We start from the raw sequence: 19,176 nt of genomic DNA, 5'->3' as shown, positions 1-19,176 counted from the left end.
GCAGTCACCTTTGCCGCCGGCTTTGCCATCTTCGCTGCCGGCTTGGCGGCGGCTTTGTTCGTTCCTTTCGTTGCAGCCTTTGCCATCTGGTCCTCCCTCTGACCTGTTCAGTATGGATTCTTCGCCGCCCGGTTCTCGGACAATGTTTCGCGCGATCGCTCGACCAGCGCCTGGATGGCGTCGGCAAGGTGCGCCTCGGCGATATTGTAGTCGCCGCGCGCAACGCGGATCTTGTGCGCCGCCATCAGCACGTCGGCATGGCTGAAGCCCGCGGGCGGCTCGAACCGGTAGGAGGCAAGCTCGATCAGCAGCCCAAGCGGATCCTCGAAATAGATCGAATCCATAAAGCCGCGATCCTTTACCCCGCTGTGCTTGATGGCGCGCTCGTCGAGCCGGGCGACCGCCTGCAGGAACGTCACGCGCGACACAGAGAACGCGATGTGGTGGACACAGCCCGTATCGGTCGGTGTGCGCCGCTTGACCGGGCTGCGGCTCTCGTCGGTGAAGACCGTGATCAGCCGACCATCGCCCGGGTCGAAATAGAGGTGGCTTTCGCTCGCCTTGTCGAGATTGGGCTGCTCGAAGATGAATGGCATGCCGAGCACGCCTTCCCAGAAATCGATGGAGGTCTGGCGATCGGCGCCGACCAGCGTGATGTGATGGACGCCTTGCGACTGCAGTTTTTGCATTGGCTCCTCCCGGCCCCGCCGCGCCTGCCGCCGGACGATGTGGTCAGGCAGCCTTTAAATCGGCGCCCGGCAGGCGACCGCCACACGGCTTCCCCTTGGTTCCGCAATCCGCATCCTGCTGGATCGCGGCCGAAACTTTGATTATCGGATGCTAATTCAATCCGAGGCGTTGCGCCAGAAGCGGCGCGCAGCATCGCACCAGCACGTCATCGCCGGCCGCAAGGAGGATGCGCAAGGCTCTGCTGCACCATGATCGAGGGCCGGCCGGGCCAGCGGAACCGCCTGCCCGACACCGCCGTTTACAACCATGGCATTGGCCGACGACATCCAAATGGCGGAACGCCATGTTCTGCAGGCCGAGCAGCACATCAAGCGCCAGCGCGCGCGCATCGCTGCGCTAAAGCGCCGCCGGTTGCCGCGAGGCAAGGCGTCCAGCTTTTTGCAGTTGCTTGAAGACGCCCAATCGATGCACCTGCATCAGCTGTCGCTGTTGTTGGAGAGGGCGTCTCGTGAGCGGACCCGAGCCGGCATTTAGACTTTTTTGGTTCATCGTCGGCAGCCGACGGAAGCCTTATTTGTAAACCGTCCTTGAGGGCGCCCGAAATGGCGCCACCGCTACGCTTTCACGTCGCCGATCAGCGAAGCTTCTCAGCGATAGCGGCGACGCTCACGCCGTCCTCGCGCCGCATGGCTCTTCATGGTAGCCCGCTCTCGGGTGTTACTACCCGCAGCGCGGACACTCTCTCAATCTACCCTCGAAGAAGAAGCACTACTCCGACTTCGCCGGGGTTTCTTTTTTGATTTCCGTCGATGTTGACGTGTCGGCCTTGTCAACGCTTGCCGTCTGCTGCGCGTCGACTGAGGCTTGATCCTTCGCGTGTGCCGGGCAATTGGCTGATGCTGCAGAGACGGACAGGCCCAGCGCGAAGATGGTTGCGAGGAAGGCTTTCATCATCATCCTCCTTTTGGCAAGTGACATACCGTACCCCGCCCGTTGCGCGCCGCAAAATCACTTTTCACGCCCCGGATCACAGTTGGGTCGCGCCGAGGCCGCGGAGAACTTCACTGAGCGGATGACCGAACTCGGTTGCTCCAGCATGGAGGCGCTGTCTACGCGCCAGAGCGTGAAGCCCCCGGGCCTTTCGCCTGGGGGCGAATATGGTCAAACGCGATTTGCGTAGCGCGCTCGATCGCGTTCGATCTCGTCGGCGGTGTAGTTTTCGGCGCCAGCGTCAAAGCTCCTCCAACCGTCCGCTTCGTAGGCACTGCGGCGATCTTCCAAGTTCACTGATCTTGATTGGCCGAGGATGCTCTCGGCTTCGCCGGCCAACGCGTCGTCGACCCTGGCCGTGACCAACGTCCCGCCGCGGCGCACACCTTCGGCGTAGACATGAGCATCCCTTTCCGGGACCCCGGAGTCGGTAAGGGCTCCGACGATGCCCCCGGCAGCCCCGCCGACAACTGCGCCCCCCAATGCGCCTGCAGCGGTAGCGGCGAGCCACCCTGCGGCGACAACAGGGCCCACGCCTGGGATAGCCATGATCCCAAGCCCCGTCAGCAACCCGCCGGCGCCGCCAATGAGGGCGCCCACACCGGCGCCGCCAGCCGCATCTTCGGCGGCATTCGAGCGATCATCTTGGTACCAGCCGGTCGAGTTATTGGCGACGATGCTGATGTCGGAATGCGGAACGCCGATGGCTTCGAGTTCATCGACGGCATCGGAAGCGTCCTCATAATTGTCAAATAGTCCGGTCACGGTTCTCATGGTTGAACTCCAATCCGTTTCAGTTGCTGCCGGCAACGACGTTGCCCTGATAATCGAGCGCCACGGTTGTCTTCTTTCCGTCCTTGGTGGCCTGACCGCGCCAGATGCCTTGATCGTCCTTGGTTAGCGCTGAGACATCCGAGAAGCCGGCATCCTGGATCCGGCTCTTGGCCTGGTCTTCGGTGAAGCTATTGGCGCCTGGCACCGGAGCAGCCGGATTTTTTGTGTCGGTCGTGGTGACGGCGGGAGTTGTCGAACTCGTCGTCGTGCCGGTTTCATCGTCCATGGTGGAAGCGATCTTCTCGATCATTTCCTTATGCATTTTGAGTGTGGGCAAGGTCTCCGATGCGAACGCCTTGAGCTGGGGATTGTCGCCATCCTTGGCGTAGTTCTCGAACAGCTCCACGGCATCCGCGTGCGCATCACGCTGCATCTGCACATAGGTCTTTTCGACCGGATCCTTGCCGTTCTGAAGGGCGTCGAGGTCGCTCTTGTGCTTGGCATCCGTCTCGGCGGGCACTTTGAGCTTCTGCTCGCCGGCAATCGTTTCGAGTTTTGCATTGGCCGCCCCATGACCGTCGATCATCTTTTGGGCGAAGTCTTTGACCGCCTGATCCTGGGCTTTGCCTTGGGCGATCTTACTCGACTCGACCTCGAACATGCCCCCGCTGGCAGCCTTGTCGACGAACCCCTGGGCATCGTCGGCGGCAAAGGCAGGCACTGCAAATGTGATGGCGGCGGCTGTGGTCAGCGCAACCAGTAGATGGCGATTTTTCATGGAGAAGTTCCTAGTTGGGCAGATGTGCTGCGAACCCAACAAGCGACCCACACCTTTGTTCCGAGCGCGGTTTGATTTAGCGAGGAGTACCGGCATTCTTTTCCCTAGGACCCGGCTGCCGGTTTTCGGTCCCGCCACGCTCCTGAACAAAAGCCAATAGGGATCGCGGCCAGCAGGATTCTTTCAGTATGGCTTGTCGCCAGTGGCAAGCAGGTTGAAGGGGGTGCCACCGGAGATTTTTGCGGCTTTCCGAGCGGCCTTCGTCCAGGAGTTTATGCGTCTAAATCAAGCGGCTCGTGATCCAGCCTGTTGATTGCAAGATGACCTCGCTTGCTGGCCTCTCGGCAAACTTTTCACGTTAGACGGAACCTTTGTGATCACCGGCTCTTCCCTTGTAATTGCTGGGAGGCAATCAATGGCAAACCTGGGAAGACTGGCTGTCGCCATATTGGGCATTCTCGCTTACCAAAATCGCGACAAGATCGGAGAGCTGCTCCGTGGCGCGGGAAATCGCGATCCAAACAATCTGCAGGGAGGGATCTTGGATCAGCTGTCCAAAGGCGTATCGGGGACGGCGCTTGGGGATATTGTCGACCGCTTCAGAAATGCGGGAGCCGGTTCCAAGGTGGATTCTTGGGTTAGTAGCGGACCCAACCAGCCGATCGAGCCGAAAGATGTCGAGGCGGCAATAGACGACGAAACACTGGCTTCTCTTTCAATGCAGACCGGCTTGTCCCGCGATGAGCTGATAGCCAGGATAACCAGGGACTTGCCCGAGGCGGTCAACAAGCTGACGCCCAATGGCGAACTGCCACCCGCGGGGCCCGACGATGTCACCCTGCTCGATCCGGTGCCACCACAGCGTTGATGGCGCGGCAAGGTCACACTCCAAGTCCGTCAGCGTTTGCGAAAAGCCTGTCTTGAGAAGCGCGAGGACTTGCAACGGTCATGGCGCAACTCATCCCGCTTTCGCAGGTGAGCGGTTTGCCGCTTTCGTTTGGGAGCGTGCTGACTATGAGCGGTCAATCCCATCAGGGGTGTAGCCGCAGAGGCAACCAAAGGTCCCTCGCTTGCGCTCATTAATCGCGACGGAGTTTATTAGCTACGCCTAAAGTTCTGATGTCAGCCGTCGAAAGGTGGCGCATAGTACAGACTTGCCCCTTGCCCACATGGGGTAAAAGGCCCGGCCTGTCTGCCCTAGGTCCCCCGATATGCCACAGGCCGGGCGCCCCCATCTTTAGGCTGCACTGTTCCGCGCCGCCTTTTTCAGCAAGCGCGATAGATGCACGTCGTGAAGCTCCTGAACGCTTTGAAGAAGTTCGGAATTCAAGCGCCTTGGTGGTGGGCAATTCGAGGCGTTGTAGTTCGGCTGGGAAACAAAGAAGCGTTAGCCTGCATGGTGGAGGCCACTGAACAGGCGGGGGCTAATCCGTCTTTGCGCCTACGGCAGATAGATGAGCCGCTTCTCCAATCGATACGATGAATCCCATCATTGCCCGATGCTACTTTGAGGAGGCAACCGGTTTTGCAGCCCTGGCAGCTAGTAGGCTTGAGGGGTTGGATATGAGCAGAACGACTCTCGTTGCGATTGCTTTCCTCGTCATCAGCATCGGCCCGACCGAAGCCAATGGCCATAAAGTTTTGCCGGTTTGCACCGCGTCGAGCTCACTGTCCGAGGTCTTGCATGGCAAGTGTTTTCTCGTCAAAGGCTCGATGATCTATGGCGACATCGCCGATCTTTCCCAGATAATCCAATTGGGATGGTAGCCAAGGCGGAATCGGTGCCTAGACGCTATCGCATGACTGAGCCACGCCGTTTCTTACCGGGAAATAGCGCAGCGCCTTCCTCTCATGGGACAGCGGGGAAACAGGGGCTTCAAAGCCCAGGGGCAAAAAAGCGCCGCTCCGATAACGTCGAGTATAACGCCAGGCGCGCGCCAGTGGCGGATTCGTGCGCCTATCTTCCATCCCGGTGCGTAACGCATTGCCGCCGCAAACTGGCGCGGTTCATTCTGGTCGCGAGCCCATAGAGTGGATGCGTGGTTGCATTTCAGGCTGGAGGCCTTTGCCGCATCAACCGAGAATCAAGCAGAAATTACGCGGTCGACAGCCTGTCGCGACCGGCCCCTAAAGGTCGACCTTGGCGACATTATCCTTGTATTCCTGCTTCGGGTCATATCCGAGCAGCATCTTGATGCCCGAAACCACGCTCGACGCATCGAGCCAGATTTCGGCTCGGTCCGGATCGAAGCGCAACAGCGTGAGTTTCGGATCGTCTTTGCCGCCCTCGAACCATGCTTCGACATAGGGGTTCCAGAGCCGATCGATCACAGCCCGATCATTGTCGACGCGAAGCTTGCCCTGCACCGTTGCGAAGAGGTCATGTCCCTTGGAGACGAACGTGGCCGTTGCCTGGTCGCCGCCGGAAAGGCCCATCGGAAGCTCCGTGTCTTTCGCCGTGAAAAACCAGATCGGACCGGTATCGTCCTTCTCCAGTTGTGCCGTCATGGGCCGAGGGATGATGTTGGAGCCGTCGAGGCCGATCATCATCGTCATGTCAGATTTCAGCGCTTTCCAGAATTTCGCTTCGAGCTCAGCGGGTGTCGGCATGTCTCATCCTTTCACTGAAAGAAAGGCAAACGGCCGACGGTGCTGTGTGTTCCTTCGCGCATTGCCTGGCTAAGGCTTCTCGATCGCTATTCGACGCGTCGTCGTTCAAAGCAGCTAAATTATTGGAATCAATGGTACGCCCAAGGGGAATCGAACCCCTGTTCCCGCCGTGAGAGGGCGGTGTCCTGACCGCTAGACGATGGGCGCGCTCAAGAACCGGCTACATAGGATGAAGGCCGGAAAAAAGCAACTGGGGTTTCGGACTGTTCGCGGACTTTGCGGACTGCCCTCGTCAACCCTGCCGTTTCGGCTCGATCAGATCCCAGAGATTGCCGTAGAGATCGGCAAACACCGCCACCGTGCCATAGGGCTCGAAGCGCGGCGCCTCGCGGAATTCGACGCCCCTGCCAAGCATCGCCTGATGGTCGCGGGCGAAGTCGTCCGTTTCGAGAAAAAGAAACACCCGGCCGCCGGTCTGGTCACCGATGCGGCTTGCCTGCCTCTCGCCGGAGGCTGCCGCCAAGAGCAGCCGCGCGCCCTGCCTGTTTGCCGGCGTGACCGTCACCCAGCGCTTGCCGCCGCCGAGGTCGACATCCTCGCTCAGCACGAAGCCAAGCCGCTCGACATACCAGGCTATCGCCTCGTCATAGTTTTCGACGACGAGCGCCACGGTCGCAATGCTGCGGTTATCGGCAAAGCCGCTCATTTGTTGCGAATCGCGAACTGGCCGATCACGCGGCGCTCGGCAATGTCGTAGAGAAAGATGGAACGGCTGCCGTCCGCGAGCTCGGCATCGATCGACAGGCGGTTGCCGGACAGTGCCTGGCTGACGACCTTGGCGCCGACCGGCAGCACGATATCGCCGGAGAGGGGCGCGCCGGCCGGAGCCTGGACATCGCCGGCATGCACCGATCCGGCGCCGGGCGCATTGCGGGCTTTGTAGACAAGGGCTCCGATCACCACCATAAGGGCGAGGAACAGAAGACCGAGATTGACGATCATGAAGCGGATGAGCTTCCGGCGCACTTTTTCGGCCGCAGGGTCGAGCGGCTTCTCCTCATCTTCTTCGGCGATCGGCCGGGCCATGACTAAACAATCCGCAACGGTTTCGATGAGCGCTCATAGCGAAGAGACCTCGATTTTGATAGGGCCCCGATTTTGAGACAGGATGAATTGCCGAGCGATGAGTTGGATGGAGCGGTGGAGCTGGAAGCCGGCGCCGATGCCGCAGGCCAGCGCCTCGACCAGTGGCTCACCGCCCAGCTCGGCCCGGAGATCTCACGCAGCCGCGTGCAGGCCCTCATCAAGCAGGGTGCGGTTAGGATCGCCGGCAAGCCGGTCGAGGAGGCAAAGCGCAAGATGGCGCCGGGCGAGCGTGTCGCGGTCATCATGCCGCAGCCGGAGCCTGCCGAGCCGCAAGGCGAGGCCATTCCTCTCGACATCCTTTACGAGGACGACGAGCTGATCGTCGTCAACAAGCCGGCGGGGCTGGTTGTGCATCCCGGCGCCGGCAACTGGACCGGCACACTGGTCAACGCGCTGATCCATCATTGCGGCGACAGTCTTTCCGGCATCGGCGGCGTCAGGCGACCGGGCATCGTCCACCGGCTGGACAAGGAAACCAGCGGCGTCATGGTGGTGGCCAAGACCGACCGCGCCCACAAGGCACTGTCTGAGGCCTTCGCCGATCATGGCCGGACGGGCGACCTCGAACGCGCCTATCTGGCGCTGGTCTGGGGCATTCCGCAGCGGCCGACCGGCACCGTCGAGGCCGCGCTCGGCCGCGCCGCCGATCGGGTACGGCGCGCGGTGGTTCCCGAAGGCCGGGACGACGCCCGGCATGCCGTCACCCATTTCACCGTCGTCGAGCGTTTCGGCGGGCGGCAGAAGGAATTCACCACCGCAAGTCTGATCGAATGCCGCCTCGAGACCGGCCGCACGCACCAGATCAGGGTACATATGGCGCATATCGGTCATCCGTTGGTCGGCGATCCGGAGTACGGCCAGGCCTTCCGCACCAAGGCCAACCGGCTGCCGGAACCGCTGAAAGGCGAGGTCAAGGCATTTTCCAGACAGGCGCTCCATGCCTGGCTCCTTGAATTCCGACACCCGACCACCCATCTACCGATGCGGTTCGAGGCGCCGATGCCGAGGGACATGGAGGAACTTGTCGGCGGCTTTCGAATGCTCTGAACCGCCATCAAGACGCTTCAAACCAGCCATCAAAAAACCTGACTGGCGTTGTTCACTTCAGCGTGACACACTGTTTCGTGTTGAACAAATGCCTGTCCTTTCTGGTTTTGTTCCTATATACAGCAGTTGCGCGAGTGAGCCGATTGGCATTCGCGTCACATGCCCGCCGCGTTACGGGGGCATCACTCCAATAGAGAGGGGGCGCTATCATGGCCCAGTCACTACCCAGTATCGTTTCCGGTGAAGGCGGTCTCGCCCGCTACCTGGAAGAAATCCGTCGCTTTCCGATGCTTCAGCCCCAGGAAGAGTACATGCTCGCCAAGCGTTATGCCGAGCATCAGGACACTTCCGCCGCGCACAAGCTCGTCACCAGCCATTTGCGGCTCGTCGCCAAGATTGCCATGGGCTATCGCGGCTACGGCCTGCCGATCGGCGAGGTGATCTCGGAAGGCAATGTCGGCCTCATGCAGGCTGTCAAGAAATTCGAACCGGAGCGCGGCTTCCGGCTCGCCACCTACGCTATGTGGTGGATCAAGGCCTCGATCCAGGAATACATCCTGCGCTCGTGGAGCCTGGTCAAGATGGGCACCACCGCCAACCAGAAGCGCCTGTTCTTCAACCTGCGCAAGGTGAAGGGCCGGATCCAGGCGCTCGACGACGGCGACCTCAAGCCCGACCAGATCGCCGAGATCGCCACGCGTCTCAACGTTTCCGAGGCCGAAGTGGTATCGATGAACCGTCGCCTGTCGGGCGACGCTTCGCTCAATGCCCCCATCAGGGCGAGCGAAGGTGAGTCCGGCGAATGGCAGGACTGGCTGGTCGACGACCACGAAAGCCAGGAGGAGATGCTGATCGAGCAGGACGAGCTGGAAAACCGGCGCTCGATGCTGTCGGGCGCACTGTCCGTGCTCAACGACCGCGAGCGGCGCATCTTCGAGGCGCGTCGTCTGGCCGAAGAGCCGCTGACGCTGGAAGAGCTGTCGGCCGAGTTCGACATCAGCCGCGAGCGCGTGCGCCAGATCGAGGTGCGCGCCTTCGAGAAGGTGCAGGACGCGGTCAAGGCCGCGGCCAAGCGTCAAAATCAGGCGCTGCGCACCATCGAAGCGCAGCCGGCGGCGTAAAAGCTCGAGGCATTACGCAAAAGACAAAACGGCGGCGCCAGCGTCTGGCGCCGCCGTTTTTTAACGTTGCAACACCTGCGATTTGGCAAGCTTCGCAAAGGCAGATGCAAATGTCTTCCCGCCAAGACAAGAAGAGAATTTGGCACGTTTGCGAGTTGCACCGCCAAAGCCTTGGCAAATGTTGCTATCCGTATTACGACAGGTATCGGCGTAGGAAATTTAGCGCTCTGAACGAGCAGACACATGTGCAGAGCGATGCGTCAATGAAAAATGTTCAGTTAATCGATGGCGCCGACAACACCGCGTACAATATCTATGCAGTTTCAGATGAAGATTTTGAGTTAATTTTTCCGAATGGTCAGGATATCGAGTTCATTGAGGATTTCTTTAAGCGCGTTGGGAGCAAAAGGGCGAAGCAGGTTCAAGAAAGTTTAAGTAGAGGTTTACAACGAAAAACCGAAGTTAATGGTATACACGGAACACTGTTCTATCAGCTAAAACGGCAGAAGAAGCGCTATTACCCAAACAAAAAGTTTTCAGACGACCCTTCATCGACGCGTTGATCGTACGCGAGCAGTCAGAATTGGTATATTAACTCGTCGACCTCCGGCTTCGCACTTTTGCGGTCCGACAATACGTTCCAACGCCTGCGATTGGCGAAGGCGGCGAAACAAGCCCTTTCTCCCCGTCACGATACGGGGAGAAATGTCCGGCAGGACAATGAGGGGCAGCGCCGACGCTGCAAGGTTGATTGCTCAGCAAAAATCTCCGAGCAGCTTGGCGCTCATCTATCGAACGCCGCGCCGCCCCTCATCCGCCTTTCGGGCACCTTCTCCCTGTGGGACGGGGAGAAGGAAAGCTCACGCTGTCGGCTGCTTGGTCTTGCGCAGATACGGCAACACCGTCTCGTAGGCGCCGAAGCGCTTGATCGCGTCCTCGTTGGAGACGGCGGCGGTGATGATCACGTCCTCGCCCTGCTTCCAGTTTGCCGGCGTCGCGACCTGGTGCTTGGCGGTCAGCTGGATGGAATCGATGACGCGCAGGATCTCATCGAAGTTGCGGCCGGTGGTCATCGGATAGGTCAGCACCAGCTTGATCTTCTTGTCCGGGCCGATGACGTAGACCGACCGCACGGTGGCGTTGTCGGCCGGCGTGCGGCCCTCCGAGCTTTCGCCGGCGCCGGCCGGCAGCATTTCATAGAGCTTTGCGACATGGAGGTCCTTATCGCCGATCAGCGGATAGTTCACCGTATGGCCGGTGGCGGTCTTGATGTCGGCCTGCCACTTTTCGTGGCTCGACACCGGATCGACGGAAATGCCGATGATCTTGACGTTTCGCTTTTTGAATTCGCCCTCGAGCCCGGCCATCGTGCCGAGCTCGGTCGTGCAAACCGGCGTGAAGTTCTTCGGATGGCTGAAGAGCACTGCCCAGCCGTCACCGATCCATTGATGGAAATTGATCGTCCCTTGCGTGGTCTCGGCCGTGAAATCCGGCGCGATATCGTTGATACGAAGGCTCATCGCGGGCTCCCTACCCTGTGACATGGCGCCGGCATGGGCCAACCCCAGCGGCGCGCGTCAGCTTCTATACCGCCGGAAGGAACGGTTCAAAAGGCTTGTGTCTGCAAGCGTGATCGGAACGACGGAAAAATTTCTGCTTTTCCTGGAAAAGACAGCAGAATTTCCATAGCGGACGCAGGGGATTGGTGGCTTAAGCCTTCTTCACCGCCAGCGTCGTCGCAAGGTCTTCCATGCGCTGCGCAAGTGCCGCGAGCGCGGTCGTCAGCACGCTGTCGCTCTTGTCGGCCTTGGTCAGCGCCTCGTCGCGCGTCTTGCGCAGCGTCAGCACCTCGCTCTCCATGCCCTTGACCCGCTTGTTGAGCTCCGAAAGCTCATCCATCACCATGATGCCGGCCATGACCGTCAGCCGCTGGTCGCCGATCTCGCCGAACGAATCCTTCAAATGCATGACATACCGGTCGAAGCGCTCGGCGAGGTCGATCAGATGCTCTTCCTGGCCCTCGTCGCAAGCCATCCTGTACTGCTTGCCGTCGATGGAAACGGTGACCTGTGCCATTGGCTTACCTGTCCAGTACCGCGCGAATGGTTTCCATGGCGGTCACCAGCCGGCGCGACACTTCCTTGTTGGCGTCTTCCAGCCGTTCGGCGCGCGCCTCGGAATTGTCGAGCTCCTGCGCCAGCCGCGAGCGGTCGGCGTTCATGCGCTGCACCTCAGCCTCGGCTTCGGAATAGTCGCGCTCATGCTCGAGCCGCGCCGCCACGGCGTTTTCCAGTCCCTCCATGGCTTTGCCTAGCCTGGCGATGACTTCCTTGAGGGTCGTTTCCCCGGTCATGGCCTTCGTCCTATGCCCTGCCCGTCACCGAATCGCTCGCGTTCAGAACGCGTTATCTCGGAAAGATTAGGCGCCGGGTGAAGCGCGCGTCAATAAAGCTCTCGCGACTGTCCCCCGCTAACGCTAATGTAGCGTCGCCGGCGCCTTCACAAGGCCGGCAAAAAAGCACCGATTTGTTGACTCAAAGGCCGCGCCTGCTATGTGTCGCGCACCCTTTCCACGGGCTCTCCCAAGGCTCCAACCCCTATTCCGGAGGAAGCATGACCTCGCGTGAACAACATGATCGGATGGCCAATGCGATCCGTTTTCTTTCCATGGACGCCGTCGAGAAGGCCAATTCCGGCCACCCCGGCCTGCCCATGGGCTGCGCCGACATCGCTACGGTGCTGTTCACCCGCTTCCTGAAATTCGACGCCAAGGCCCCGCACTGGGCCGACCGCGACCGTTTCATCCTGTCGGCCGGCCACGGCTCGATGCTGCTCTATTCGCTCCTGTACCTCACCGGCTACGAGGACATGACGATCGACCAGATCAAGAATTTCCGCCAACTCGGATCTAGGACCGCCGGCCATCCCGAATACGGCCATGCCGCTGGCATCGAGACCACCACCGGTCCGCTCGGCCAGGGCCTCGCCAACTCGGTCGGCTTCGCGCTCGGCGAGCGCATCATGAACGCCGCCTTCGGCAACGACCTTGTCAACCACTACACCTATGTGCTGGCCGGCGACGGCTGCTTGATGGAGGGCGTCTCCCAGGAAGCCATCGCGCTCGCCGGCCATCTCAAGCTCAACAAGCTGATCGTCTTCTGGGACAACAACAACATTTCGATCGACGGCCCGGTCTCGCTCGCCGACAACACCGACCAGGTCGCCCGCTTCCAGGCCAGCGGCTGGAACGCCAGCCACATCGACGGCACCGATCCGGAAGCCATCGCCTACGCCATCGAAGCCGCCCGCCATTCCGACAAGCCGACGATGATCGCCTGCAAGACGACCATCGGCTTCGGCGCCCCAACCAAGGCCGGCACCAACAAGGCGCATGGCTCGCCGCTCGGCGCGGACGAAATCGCTGGCGCCCGCAAATTCTTCAACTGGGAATCGCCGCCCTTCGAGATTCCGGCCGACATCCTCGACGCCTGGCGCGGCGTCGGCACCGCCGGCGCCAAGGCGCGCGCCGATTGGGAAGGCCGCCTTGCCAAGGCCGACGCCAAGCTGAAGGGCGAATTCGAGCGCCGCCTCGCCGGCAAGCTGCCGGACAATTTCGACGCCGTCATCGCCGAGTACAAGAAGAAGCTCTCGGCCGACAAGCCGAAGGTGGCCACCCGCAAGTCCTCGGAAATGGCGCTGGAAGTGATCAACGGCGCTGTTCCCGAAACCATCGGCGGCTCGGCCGACCTCACCGGCTCCAACAACACCAAGACCAGCCAGACCAAGAACATCACTCCGGACGACTACGGCCAGCGCTATGTTCATTACGGTATCCGCGAGCACGGCATGGCGGCGGCCATCAACGGGTTGACGCTGCATGGCGGCCTGATCGCCTATGGCGGCACCTTCTTGTGTTTTTCGGACTATGCCCGCCCTTCGATGCGCCTTGCCTCGCTGATGGGCATCCGCTCGATCTTCGTCATGACCCATGACTCGATCGGCCTCGGCGAGGACGGCCCGACCCACCAGCCGGTCGAGCATCTGGCCGCACTACGCGCCATTCCGAACCACAACGTCTTCCGCCCGGCCGACGCGGTCGAGACGGCGGAATGTTGGCAGCTGGCGCTGGAGTCCGAAAAGACGCCTTCGACGCTCGCGCTGACCCGCCAGAACCTGCCGACCGTGCGCAGCGAACACAGCGAGAAGAACCTCAGCGCCTCGGGCGCCTATGAGCTTGCCGCGGCAAACGGCGAGGCGGCCGTGACGATCTTCGCCACGGGCTCGGAGGTCGAGGTCGCCCTTGGCGCCCGCGAGTTGCTCGAAAAACACGGCCATCCGACCCGCGTCGTATCGGTGCCCTGCTTCGAGCTGTTCGACCAGCAGGACGAGGACTATCGCAGGAAGACCATCGGCAACGCCAAGGTGAAGGTCGCTATCGAGGCCGGCATCCGCCAGGGCTGGGACCACCTGATCGGTATCGACGGCATCTTCGTCGGCATGACCGGCTTCGGCGCCTCCGGCTCGATCGAGCAGCTCTATCCGCATTTCGGCATCACCGCCGAGGCCGCGGCCAAGGCCGTGGAGGCGCGCCTGCACGGCAAGTGAGCCATCGCATGTCGCTCAAAAGCGCGCAGCGATCTCGAGCGGCATGCATAAAAAGCAACGCCCCGTCCGGCGAAGCCCATTCAAAGGATGTCGCCGGACTGGACCAACCTAATCGATTTAAATTCCGGCTTCTGCGGCTGGATTCTTTGCACGCCCGCCGCTATGAAGCAGCGGACCCATCCACTTTCCAGCCCCTGGGAGAGAAACATGACCGTCAGAGTTGCCATCAACGGATTTGGCCGCATCGGCCGCAACATCCTGCGCGCCATTCATGAATCCGGCCGCAAGGACATCGACGTCGTCGCCGTCAACGACCTCGGCCCGGTCGAGACCAACGCGCATCTGCTCCGCTACGACAGCGTGCATGGCCGCTTCCCGCATGAGGTGACGGTCGACGGCGACCAGATCTCCGTCGGCAAGGAGAAGTTCAAGGTCACCGCCATCAAGGATCCGACCCAGCTGCCCTGGAAGGATCTCGGCATCGACATCGCGCTCGAATGCACCGGCATCTTCACCGCGCGCGACAAGGCTGCCGCGCATCTGACGGCCGGCGCCAAGCGCGTCATCGTCTCGGCCCCGGCCGAAGGCGCCGATCTCACGGTCGTCTACGGCATCAACCACGACAAGCTGACCAAGGACCACGTCGTCATCTCCAACGCGTCCTGCACCACCAACTGCCTGGCGCCGCTTGCCGCCGTGCTGCACGAGACCGTCGGCATCGAGAAGGGCATGATGACGACGATCCACTCCTACACCGGCGACCAGCCGACGCTGGACACCATGCACAAGGACCTTTACCGGGCCCGCGCCGCGGCGCTGTCGCAGATCCCGACCTCGACCGGTGCCGCCAAGGCGATCGGCCTGGTGCTGCCCGACCTCAAGGGCAAGCTCGACGGCATCTCCATCCGCGTGCCGACCCCGAACGTCTCGGTCGTCGATTTCAAATTCATCGCCAAGCGCTCGACCACCGCGCAGGAGATCAACGAAGCGCTGATCGCCGCCTCCAAGGGCAAGCTGAAGGGCGTGCTCTCGGTCACCCATCACCCGAACGTCTCGATCGATTTCAACCACGATCCGCACTCCTCGATCGCGGCGCTCGACCAGACCAAGGTCATGGACGGCAACTTCGTCTCGGTGCTCTCCTGGTACGACAACGAATGGGGCTTCTCGAACCGCATGGGCGACACGGCTGTCGCCTTCGGCAAGACCATCGCCTGACCTCAGGCTTCCTTTTTGATCGTGTGAAACGCCCGGCTTCGGCCGGGCGTTTTCGTTCGACGCAGCGGCATGGGGCAAAAAAGCCACGCTGCCGCCTTGCACTGGTCATGTCTTCGCCCCACTCTGCCGTAAAGCGGGAGGGACGCGGATTTGAGGGGCAATTCCGGATGGAGCATGCGATCTATCTCGTGACGCTGGTCGGCACAGCGCTTGTTGTCGCCGCCGCCTTTTCGAGCCTGATCGCCTTCCGCTTCGGCGCACCCCTGCTGCTCCTCTTCCTCTGCATAGGCCTTGCCACCGGCGTCGACGGCCTTGGCATCGAATTCGACAATGCGCGGCTGGCTTACTTCGCCGGCTCGTTGGCTTTGGCCATTATCCTGTTCGATTCCGGTTTCGGCACGCCGCTCAACGCCTTGCGCCAGGCGGCCGGGCCGGCGCTGTCGCTGGCCACCGTCGGCGTCCTCCTGACCACCGGCATTTTCGGGGTCGCCGCCTACTACCTCCTCAATCTCAGCTGGCTGGAATCCTCGCTGCTCGGCGCCGCCGTCGCCTCGACAGACGCAGCGGCGGTGTTCTTCCTGCTGCGCGCCGGGGAGATCCATTTGCGCGAGCGCGTCCGTTCGACGCTTGAGGTTGAATCCGGCACCAATGATCCGATCGCCATCTTCCTCACCATCACTTTGGTCGAGATCATAGCCGCGCATGCCAACCCGGAGGCAAACGTTCTCGCCACCAGTTTGGTGATCGGCTTCTTCATCAACATGGGACTCGGCGCCGTCATAGGCGTGCTCGGCGGCTTGGCGATCGTGCGCCTCGTCGAGCGGCTGAACCTCGACCACGGCCTGCTGCCGATCTTCGTGCTGACGCTGTCGCTGATGGTGTTCGCCGCGGCCGGCGCCGTCGGCGGCTCGGGCTTCCTTGCGGTCTATCTCGCCGGCCTCGTCGCCGGCAATTCCGACATTCGCGCCGTCACCATCCTGAAGCGTTTCCAGGACGGCATGTCGTGGCTGGCGCAGATAATCATGTTTTTGATCCTCGGCCTGTTTGCCACGCCCTCGCAATTCCCTGCGATCCTGCTGCCGGCGATCCTGCTCGGGCTGTTCCTGATCTTCGTGGCGCGGCCCTTGGCCGTCTGGCTCTGCCTGATCCCGTTCCGCCTGCCGCGTCCGGAGGTCGCCTTCGTCTCCTGGGTCGGGTTGCGCGGCGCCGTTTCGATCCTGCTTGCCATCACGCCACTGCTCGGCGGCCTCGCCAACGGTCGCCTCATCTTCAATGTCGCCTTCATCATCGTGCTGGTCTCGCTGGTGGTGCAGGGTTGGACCGTCGGTCCGCTGGCGCGCCGCCTCGGCCTCATCGTGCCGGCACGGCTTGGACCGCTCGACAAGGTCGAGCTCGAGCTGCCGGGCTCGGCCCACCACGAGCTGCTCGCCTATCGTGTCGCTCCCGGTAGTCCGGTGGCGCGCGGCGAGCGCATCCCGCGCTGGGCAAGGCCTTCGCTGGTGCTGCGCGACGGCCGCTCCATGCGATTCCAGGACATGGGCCGGCTCGCCGCCGGCGATCAGGTCTACATCTTCGTGCCGGATCGGTATCCGCGCCTGCTCGACAAGCTCTTCGCCAGCCGCGCCGTCGTCGACCCCGAGGATGCCGACTTCTTTGGCGCCTTTGCCGTCGATCCGGCCCGCTCCGCCGCCGAGCTCGAAGCCGCCTACGGGCCCGGCCTCACCGAGGCCGAACAGAAGCTCACCGTCGCGGCACTGGTCACCGAGCGGCTCGGCGGCCAGGCCGAATATGCCGACCGCGTGATGATCGGCCCGATCGAGCTTATCGTGCGCGATGTCGACGAGAAGGGCCGGATCACCGGCCTCGGCCTGTCCTTCGAGCCGACCGCGCCGGTGGCGCGCGTGCCGGTTTTCCTGAGCGCCGGCGAGATCGCCGACCGCGTCGCCGCCTTTATCCGCGGCTGGCGCAAACCGGCGCCAAGCCAGGTCCCCCAAAGCGAGCCGGACGAAATGACGAAGTCCGAGCTCGTAGCGCCAAAATCAGCCAGCGAGAGTTGACGTCACACAACGACATCATTTTTGCACGCGCTGTGCGGCCCAGGCCTTGCATCGTGCCCGGTGGCGGGTAAGGTCGCCGCGTTTTTGGCGGAAAGGAACGACCATGGCCGGCTTCAAGACACTCGACGATATCGGCGCCGTTGGCGGCAAGCGCGTCCTGGTGCGCGTCGACCTCAACGTTCCCGTCGCCGACGGCAGGGTGACAGACGCCACCCGCATCGAGCGCATCGCACCGACCATTTCCGAGCTCTCCGGCAAAGGCGCCAGGGTGATACTGCTCGCGCATTTCGGTCGTCCTAAGGACGGCCCGTCGGCCGAATTCTCGCTGGAGCCGATCGCTCGCGCCACGGCGGAAGTGCTCGGCCGCCCGGTCGGCTTCGCCTCCGACTGCATCGGCGACAAGGCCGCCGACGCGGTTGCCGCCATGAAGGATGGCGACGTCCTGCTTTTGGAAAACACCCGCTTCCACAAGGCCGAGGAGAAGAACGATCAGGCCTTCACCGAAAAGCTCGCCGCCAATGGCGACATCTACGTCAACGACGCCTTTTCCGCCGCGCACCGCGCGCATGCGTCGACCGAAGGCCTGGCGCACCGCCTGCCGGCCTATGCCGGCCGCACCATGCAGGCCGAGCTCGACGCGCTGGAAAAGGGTCTCGGCAACCCGGCGCGGCCCGTCGTGGCCATTGTCGGCGGCGCCAAGGTCTCGACCAAGATCGATCTTTTGATGAACCTGGTGAAGAAGGTCGACGCGCTGGTCATCGGCGGCGGCATGGCCAACACCTTTCTCGCCGCGCGCGGCACCGATGTCGGCAAATCGCTCTGCGAGCATGACCTGGCCTCCACCTCCAAGCAGATCATGATCGAGGCGGCCGAAGCCGGCTGCGCCATCATTCTGCCCACCGACGGCGTCGTGGCGAAGGAATTCAAGGCGGGTGCCGCCAGCCAAACCGTCGCCATCTCCGACATGCCCGCAGACGGCATGATCCTCGATGTCGGCGAGAAAACCGTGAAGAGCGTCACCGATTGGATCGACCGCGCTGCCACGCTGGTCTGGAACGGCCCGCTCGGTGCATTCGAGATCGAACCCTTCGACCGCGCCACGGTGGCTGCGGCAAAGCATGCGGCAGCCCGCACAAAGGAAGGCAAGCTGGTCTCGGTCGCCGGCGGCGGCGACACGGTAGCCGCTCTCAACCATGCCGGCGTCGCCGACGACTTCACCTATGTCTCCACCGCGGGCGGCGCCTTCCTCGAATGGATGGAAGGCAAGCCTCTGCCAGGCGTCGAGGTGCTGAAGCGCTGAGTCATTCAAGACTTTCCGAGCGGACGCAGCTATCGAGAGTTTCAATCGATTCGAGCTTTTCGGCGTCATTCCTTTGGCGGTAGTGTTCTGCTAGCGCGGAATGAAACGCACCTTAGGAGAGCACCATGAGCGAACGTCTCGAAGACATTGCCGCCGCGATCGTGGCGGATGGCAAGGGCCTTTTGGCCGCCGATGAGAGCTCCGGCACCATCAAGAAGCGCTTCGACGTCATCGGCGTCGAATCGACCGCCGACAATCGGCGCGACTATCGCGAGATGATGTTCCGCGCCAAGGAGGCGATGACCAAGTATATTTCCGGCGTCATTCTCTATGACGAGACCATTCGCCAGAAGGCTGCCGACGGCACGCCGCTGGTCGACATCATCAAGGCCGCCGGCGCCATTCCGGGCATCAAGGTCGATGTCGGCGCCAAGCCTCTCGCCGGCTTTCCCGGCGATACCATCACCGAGGGTCTCGATGGCCTGCGCGAGCGGCTGGCGGACTACTATAAGCTCGGCGCCCGGTTCGCCAAATGGCGCGCGGTGATCGACATCGACACCGCCAAGGGCGTGCCGTCAGCCACCTCGATCGCCTCCAACGCGCATGCGCTGGCACGCTACGCCGCGCTCTGCCAGGAGGCAGGCATCGTGCCGATCGTCGAGCCGGAAGTGCTGATGGACGGCGCCCACTCGATCGACACTTGCTACGAGGTGAGCAAGGCGACCCTGCTGAAGCTCTATGGCGAGCTTTATGCCGCGTGCGTGGTGCTCGAAGGCACCATCCTCAAGCCGAACATGGTCATCTCCGGCAAGAAATCGGGCAAGAAGGACAGTCCCGAAG

At 62.1% G+C, this 19,176-nt stretch carries 21 protein-coding genes and 1 tRNA gene; 11 read left to right on the top strand and 11 right to left on the bottom strand.

Features of this window, described 5'->3' with window-relative positions:
- Positions 1-107 precede the first annotated feature (107 nt).
- Positions 108-689, bottom strand: coding sequence for a VOC family protein (locus tag EOA32_RS16585; RefSeq protein WP_128372328.1), 582 nt, complete (start codon positions 687-689; stop codon positions 108-110).
- 307 nt (positions 690-996) lie between these two features.
- Here EOA32_RS16585 and EOA32_RS16580 point away from each other — a divergent pair, with 307 nt between their 5' ends.
- Complete coding sequence (locus EOA32_RS16580) at positions 997-1,224, top strand: hypothetical protein (RefSeq protein WP_128372327.1); 228 nt, start codon at positions 997-999, stop codon at positions 1,222-1,224.
- A gap of 234 nt (positions 1,225-1,458) precedes the next feature.
- Here the strand turns inward: EOA32_RS16580 and EOA32_RS16575 are convergent, their stop codons facing one another.
- From EOA32_RS16575 to EOA32_RS16565, 3 genes are all read right to left on the bottom strand, one after another.
- Positions 1,459-1,641 carry a hypothetical protein gene (locus tag EOA32_RS16575; protein ID WP_095824188.1) on the bottom strand — a complete coding sequence of 61 codons (183 nt, stop codon included), beginning with the start codon at positions 1,639-1,641 and terminating at the stop codon, positions 1,459-1,461.
- A gap of 210 nt (positions 1,642-1,851) precedes the next feature.
- Positions 1,852-2,454 (bottom strand): general stress protein, encoded by a 603-nt coding sequence (locus tag EOA32_RS16570; RefSeq protein WP_128372326.1) that lies wholly within the window; start codon positions 2,452-2,454, stop codon positions 1,852-1,854.
- 19 nt (positions 2,455-2,473) lie between these two features.
- On the bottom strand, positions 2,474-3,232 hold the full coding sequence (locus tag EOA32_RS16565; RefSeq protein WP_128372329.1) for a DUF4142 domain-containing protein: 759 nt from the start codon (positions 3,230-3,232) through the stop codon (positions 2,474-2,476).
- Between the two features lie 415 nt (positions 3,233-3,647).
- Here EOA32_RS16565 and EOA32_RS16560 point away from each other — a divergent pair, with 415 nt between their 5' ends.
- Both EOA32_RS16560 and EOA32_RS16555 read left to right on the top strand, forming a co-directional pair.
- Entirely contained in the window at positions 3,648-4,100 is a 453-nt protein-coding gene (locus EOA32_RS16560) for a YidB family protein (protein ID WP_128372325.1), read from the top strand.
- A gap of 611 nt (positions 4,101-4,711) precedes the next feature.
- The gene (locus EOA32_RS16555) at positions 4,712-4,999 is read left to right on the top strand and encodes a hypothetical protein (protein ID WP_245307357.1); all 288 of its coding nucleotides are present in this window, start codon (positions 4,712-4,714) and stop codon (positions 4,997-4,999) included.
- A gap of 360 nt (positions 5,000-5,359) precedes the next feature.
- Here the strand turns inward: EOA32_RS16555 and EOA32_RS16550 are convergent, their stop codons facing one another.
- From EOA32_RS16550 to EOA32_RS16535, 4 genes are all read right to left on the bottom strand, one after another.
- The gene (locus EOA32_RS16550) at positions 5,360-5,842 is read right to left on the bottom strand and encodes a pyridoxamine 5'-phosphate oxidase family protein (RefSeq protein WP_067002065.1); all 483 of its coding nucleotides are present in this window, start codon (positions 5,840-5,842) and stop codon (positions 5,360-5,362) included.
- Between the two features lie 132 nt (positions 5,843-5,974).
- A tRNA-Glu gene (locus EOA32_RS16545) sits at positions 5,975-6,049 on the bottom strand.
- Between the two features lie 85 nt (positions 6,050-6,134).
- Positions 6,135-6,548 (bottom strand): VOC family protein, encoded by a 414-nt coding sequence (locus EOA32_RS16540; protein WP_067002062.1) that lies wholly within the window; start codon positions 6,546-6,548, stop codon positions 6,135-6,137.
- Entirely contained in the window at positions 6,545-6,928 is a 384-nt protein-coding gene (locus tag EOA32_RS16535; RefSeq protein ID WP_067002059.1) for a fimbrial protein, read from the bottom strand. The genes EOA32_RS16540 and EOA32_RS16535 overlap by 4 nt, the downstream gene beginning before the upstream one ends.
- Positions 6,929-7,042: 114 nt before the next feature.
- Between EOA32_RS16535 and EOA32_RS16530 the strand changes: the two genes are divergently transcribed.
- The 3 genes from EOA32_RS16530 to EOA32_RS16520 all read left to right on the top strand — a co-directional run bounded on the left by EOA32_RS16530 (position 7,043) and on the right by EOA32_RS16520 (position 9,719).
- Positions 7,043-8,035: an RluA family pseudouridine synthase gene (locus tag EOA32_RS16530; RefSeq protein WP_245499302.1), complete on the top strand. Its 993-nt coding sequence runs from the start codon at positions 7,043-7,045 to the stop codon at positions 8,033-8,035.
- Between the two features lie 209 nt (positions 8,036-8,244).
- Positions 8,245-9,156 carry an RNA polymerase sigma factor RpoH gene (gene rpoH / locus EOA32_RS16525; RefSeq protein ID WP_067002056.1) on the top strand — a complete coding sequence of 304 codons (912 nt, stop codon included), beginning with the start codon at positions 8,245-8,247 and terminating at the stop codon, positions 9,154-9,156.
- A 245-nt stretch (positions 9,157-9,401) separates the two neighbouring features.
- A complete protein-coding gene (locus tag EOA32_RS16520; protein WP_197504270.1) occupies positions 9,402-9,719 on the top strand; it encodes a hypothetical protein in 318 nt (105 codons plus the stop codon).
- A gap of 297 nt (positions 9,720-10,016) precedes the next feature.
- On the opposite strand, the gene EOA32_RS16515 is transcribed toward EOA32_RS16520, so the two are convergent.
- The 3 genes from EOA32_RS16515 to EOA32_RS16505 form a co-directional block, all read right to left on the bottom strand.
- Complete coding sequence (locus EOA32_RS16515; RefSeq protein ID WP_128372323.1) at positions 10,017-10,676, bottom strand: peroxiredoxin; 660 nt, start codon at positions 10,674-10,676, stop codon at positions 10,017-10,019.
- A gap of 190 nt (positions 10,677-10,866) precedes the next feature.
- The gene (locus tag EOA32_RS16510) at positions 10,867-11,232 is read right to left on the bottom strand and encodes a cell division protein ZapA (protein WP_067002048.1); all 366 of its coding nucleotides are present in this window, start codon (positions 11,230-11,232) and stop codon (positions 10,867-10,869) included.
- Positions 11,233-11,236: 4 nt separating this feature from the next.
- The gene (locus EOA32_RS16505) at positions 11,237-11,509 is read right to left on the bottom strand and encodes a DUF4164 domain-containing protein (RefSeq protein WP_040973690.1); all 273 of its coding nucleotides are present in this window, start codon (positions 11,507-11,509) and stop codon (positions 11,237-11,239) included.
- 260 nt (positions 11,510-11,769) lie between these two features.
- On the opposite strand from EOA32_RS16505, the gene tkt reads away from it, so the two are divergent.
- From tkt to EOA32_RS16480, 5 genes are all read left to right on the top strand, one after another.
- Positions 11,770-13,761, top strand: a complete 1,992-nt coding sequence (gene tkt, locus EOA32_RS16500) for a transketolase (RefSeq protein WP_128372322.1) — start codon at positions 11,770-11,772, stop codon at positions 13,759-13,761.
- Between the two features lie 207 nt (positions 13,762-13,968).
- Entirely contained in the window at positions 13,969-14,979 is a 1,011-nt protein-coding gene (gap, locus tag EOA32_RS16495) for a type I glyceraldehyde-3-phosphate dehydrogenase (protein ID WP_067002042.1), read from the top strand.
- Between the two features lie 167 nt (positions 14,980-15,146).
- Positions 15,147-17,036, top strand: coding sequence for a potassium/proton antiporter (locus EOA32_RS16490; RefSeq protein WP_128372321.1), 1,890 nt, complete (start codon positions 15,147-15,149; stop codon positions 17,034-17,036).
- Positions 17,037-17,139: 103 nt separating this feature from the next.
- The gene (locus EOA32_RS16485; RefSeq protein ID WP_128372320.1) at positions 17,140-18,336 is read left to right on the top strand and encodes a phosphoglycerate kinase; all 1,197 of its coding nucleotides are present in this window, start codon (positions 17,140-17,142) and stop codon (positions 18,334-18,336) included.
- Between the two features lie 125 nt (positions 18,337-18,461).
- The coding region (locus tag EOA32_RS16480; RefSeq protein ID WP_128372319.1) for a class I fructose-bisphosphate aldolase at positions 18,462-19,176 on the top strand (715 nt) is incomplete at its 3' end.

It is taken from the genome of Mesorhizobium sp. M1A.F.Ca.ET.072.01.1.1, from assembly GCF_004023325.1.
GTDB lineage: Bacteria > Pseudomonadota > Alphaproteobacteria > Rhizobiales > Rhizobiaceae > Mesorhizobium.
The sequence above is the reverse complement of the archived record's forward strand: the minus strand, read 5'-3'. Positions and strand labels throughout refer to the sequence as shown.

Coding starts and splice junctions, on each gene's coding strand:
- EOA32_RS16585 (WP_128372328.1), bottom strand. CDS start 689: ATGCAAAAACTGCAGTCGCAAGGCGTCCATCACATCACGCTGGTCGGC.
- EOA32_RS16580 (WP_128372327.1), top strand. CDS start 997: ATGGCATTGGCCGACGACATCCAAATGGCGGAACGCCATGTTCTGCAG.
- EOA32_RS16575 (WP_095824188.1), bottom strand. CDS start 1,641: ATGAAAGCCTTCCTCGCAACCATCTTCGCGCTGGGCCTGTCCGTCTCT.
- EOA32_RS16570 (WP_128372326.1), bottom strand. CDS start 2,454: ATGAGAACCGTGACCGGACTATTTGACAATTATGAGGACGCTTCCGAT.
- EOA32_RS16565 (WP_128372329.1), bottom strand. CDS start 3,232: ATGAAAAATCGCCATCTACTGGTTGCGCTGACCACAGCCGCCGCCATC.
- EOA32_RS16560 (WP_128372325.1), top strand. CDS start 3,648: ATGGCAAACCTGGGAAGACTGGCTGTCGCCATATTGGGCATTCTCGCT.
- EOA32_RS16555 (WP_245307357.1), top strand. CDS start 4,712: ATGAATCCCATCATTGCCCGATGCTACTTTGAGGAGGCAACCGGTTTT.
- EOA32_RS16550 (WP_067002065.1), bottom strand. CDS start 5,842: ATGCCGACACCCGCTGAGCTCGAAGCGAAATTCTGGAAAGCGCTGAAA.
- EOA32_RS16540 (WP_067002062.1), bottom strand. CDS start 6,548: ATGAGCGGCTTTGCCGATAACCGCAGCATTGCGACCGTGGCGCTCGTC.
- EOA32_RS16535 (WP_067002059.1), bottom strand. CDS start 6,928: ATGGCCCGGCCGATCGCCGAAGAAGATGAGGAGAAGCCGCTCGACCCT.
- rpoH (WP_067002056.1), top strand. CDS start 8,245: ATGGCCCAGTCACTACCCAGTATCGTTTCCGGTGAAGGCGGTCTCGCC.
- EOA32_RS16515 (WP_128372323.1), bottom strand. CDS start 10,676: ATGAGCCTTCGTATCAACGATATCGCGCCGGATTTCACGGCCGAGACC.
- EOA32_RS16510 (WP_067002048.1), bottom strand. CDS start 11,232: ATGGCACAGGTCACCGTTTCCATCGACGGCAAGCAGTACAGGATGGCT.
- EOA32_RS16505 (WP_040973690.1), bottom strand. CDS start 11,509: ATGACCGGGGAAACGACCCTCAAGGAAGTCATCGCCAGGCTAGGCAAA.
- tkt (WP_128372322.1), top strand. CDS start 11,770: ATGACCTCGCGTGAACAACATGATCGGATGGCCAATGCGATCCGTTTT.
- gap (WP_067002042.1), top strand. CDS start 13,969: ATGACCGTCAGAGTTGCCATCAACGGATTTGGCCGCATCGGCCGCAAC.
- EOA32_RS16490 (WP_128372321.1), top strand. CDS start 15,147: ATGGAGCATGCGATCTATCTCGTGACGCTGGTCGGCACAGCGCTTGTT.
- EOA32_RS16485 (WP_128372320.1), top strand. CDS start 17,140: ATGGCCGGCTTCAAGACACTCGACGATATCGGCGCCGTTGGCGGCAAG.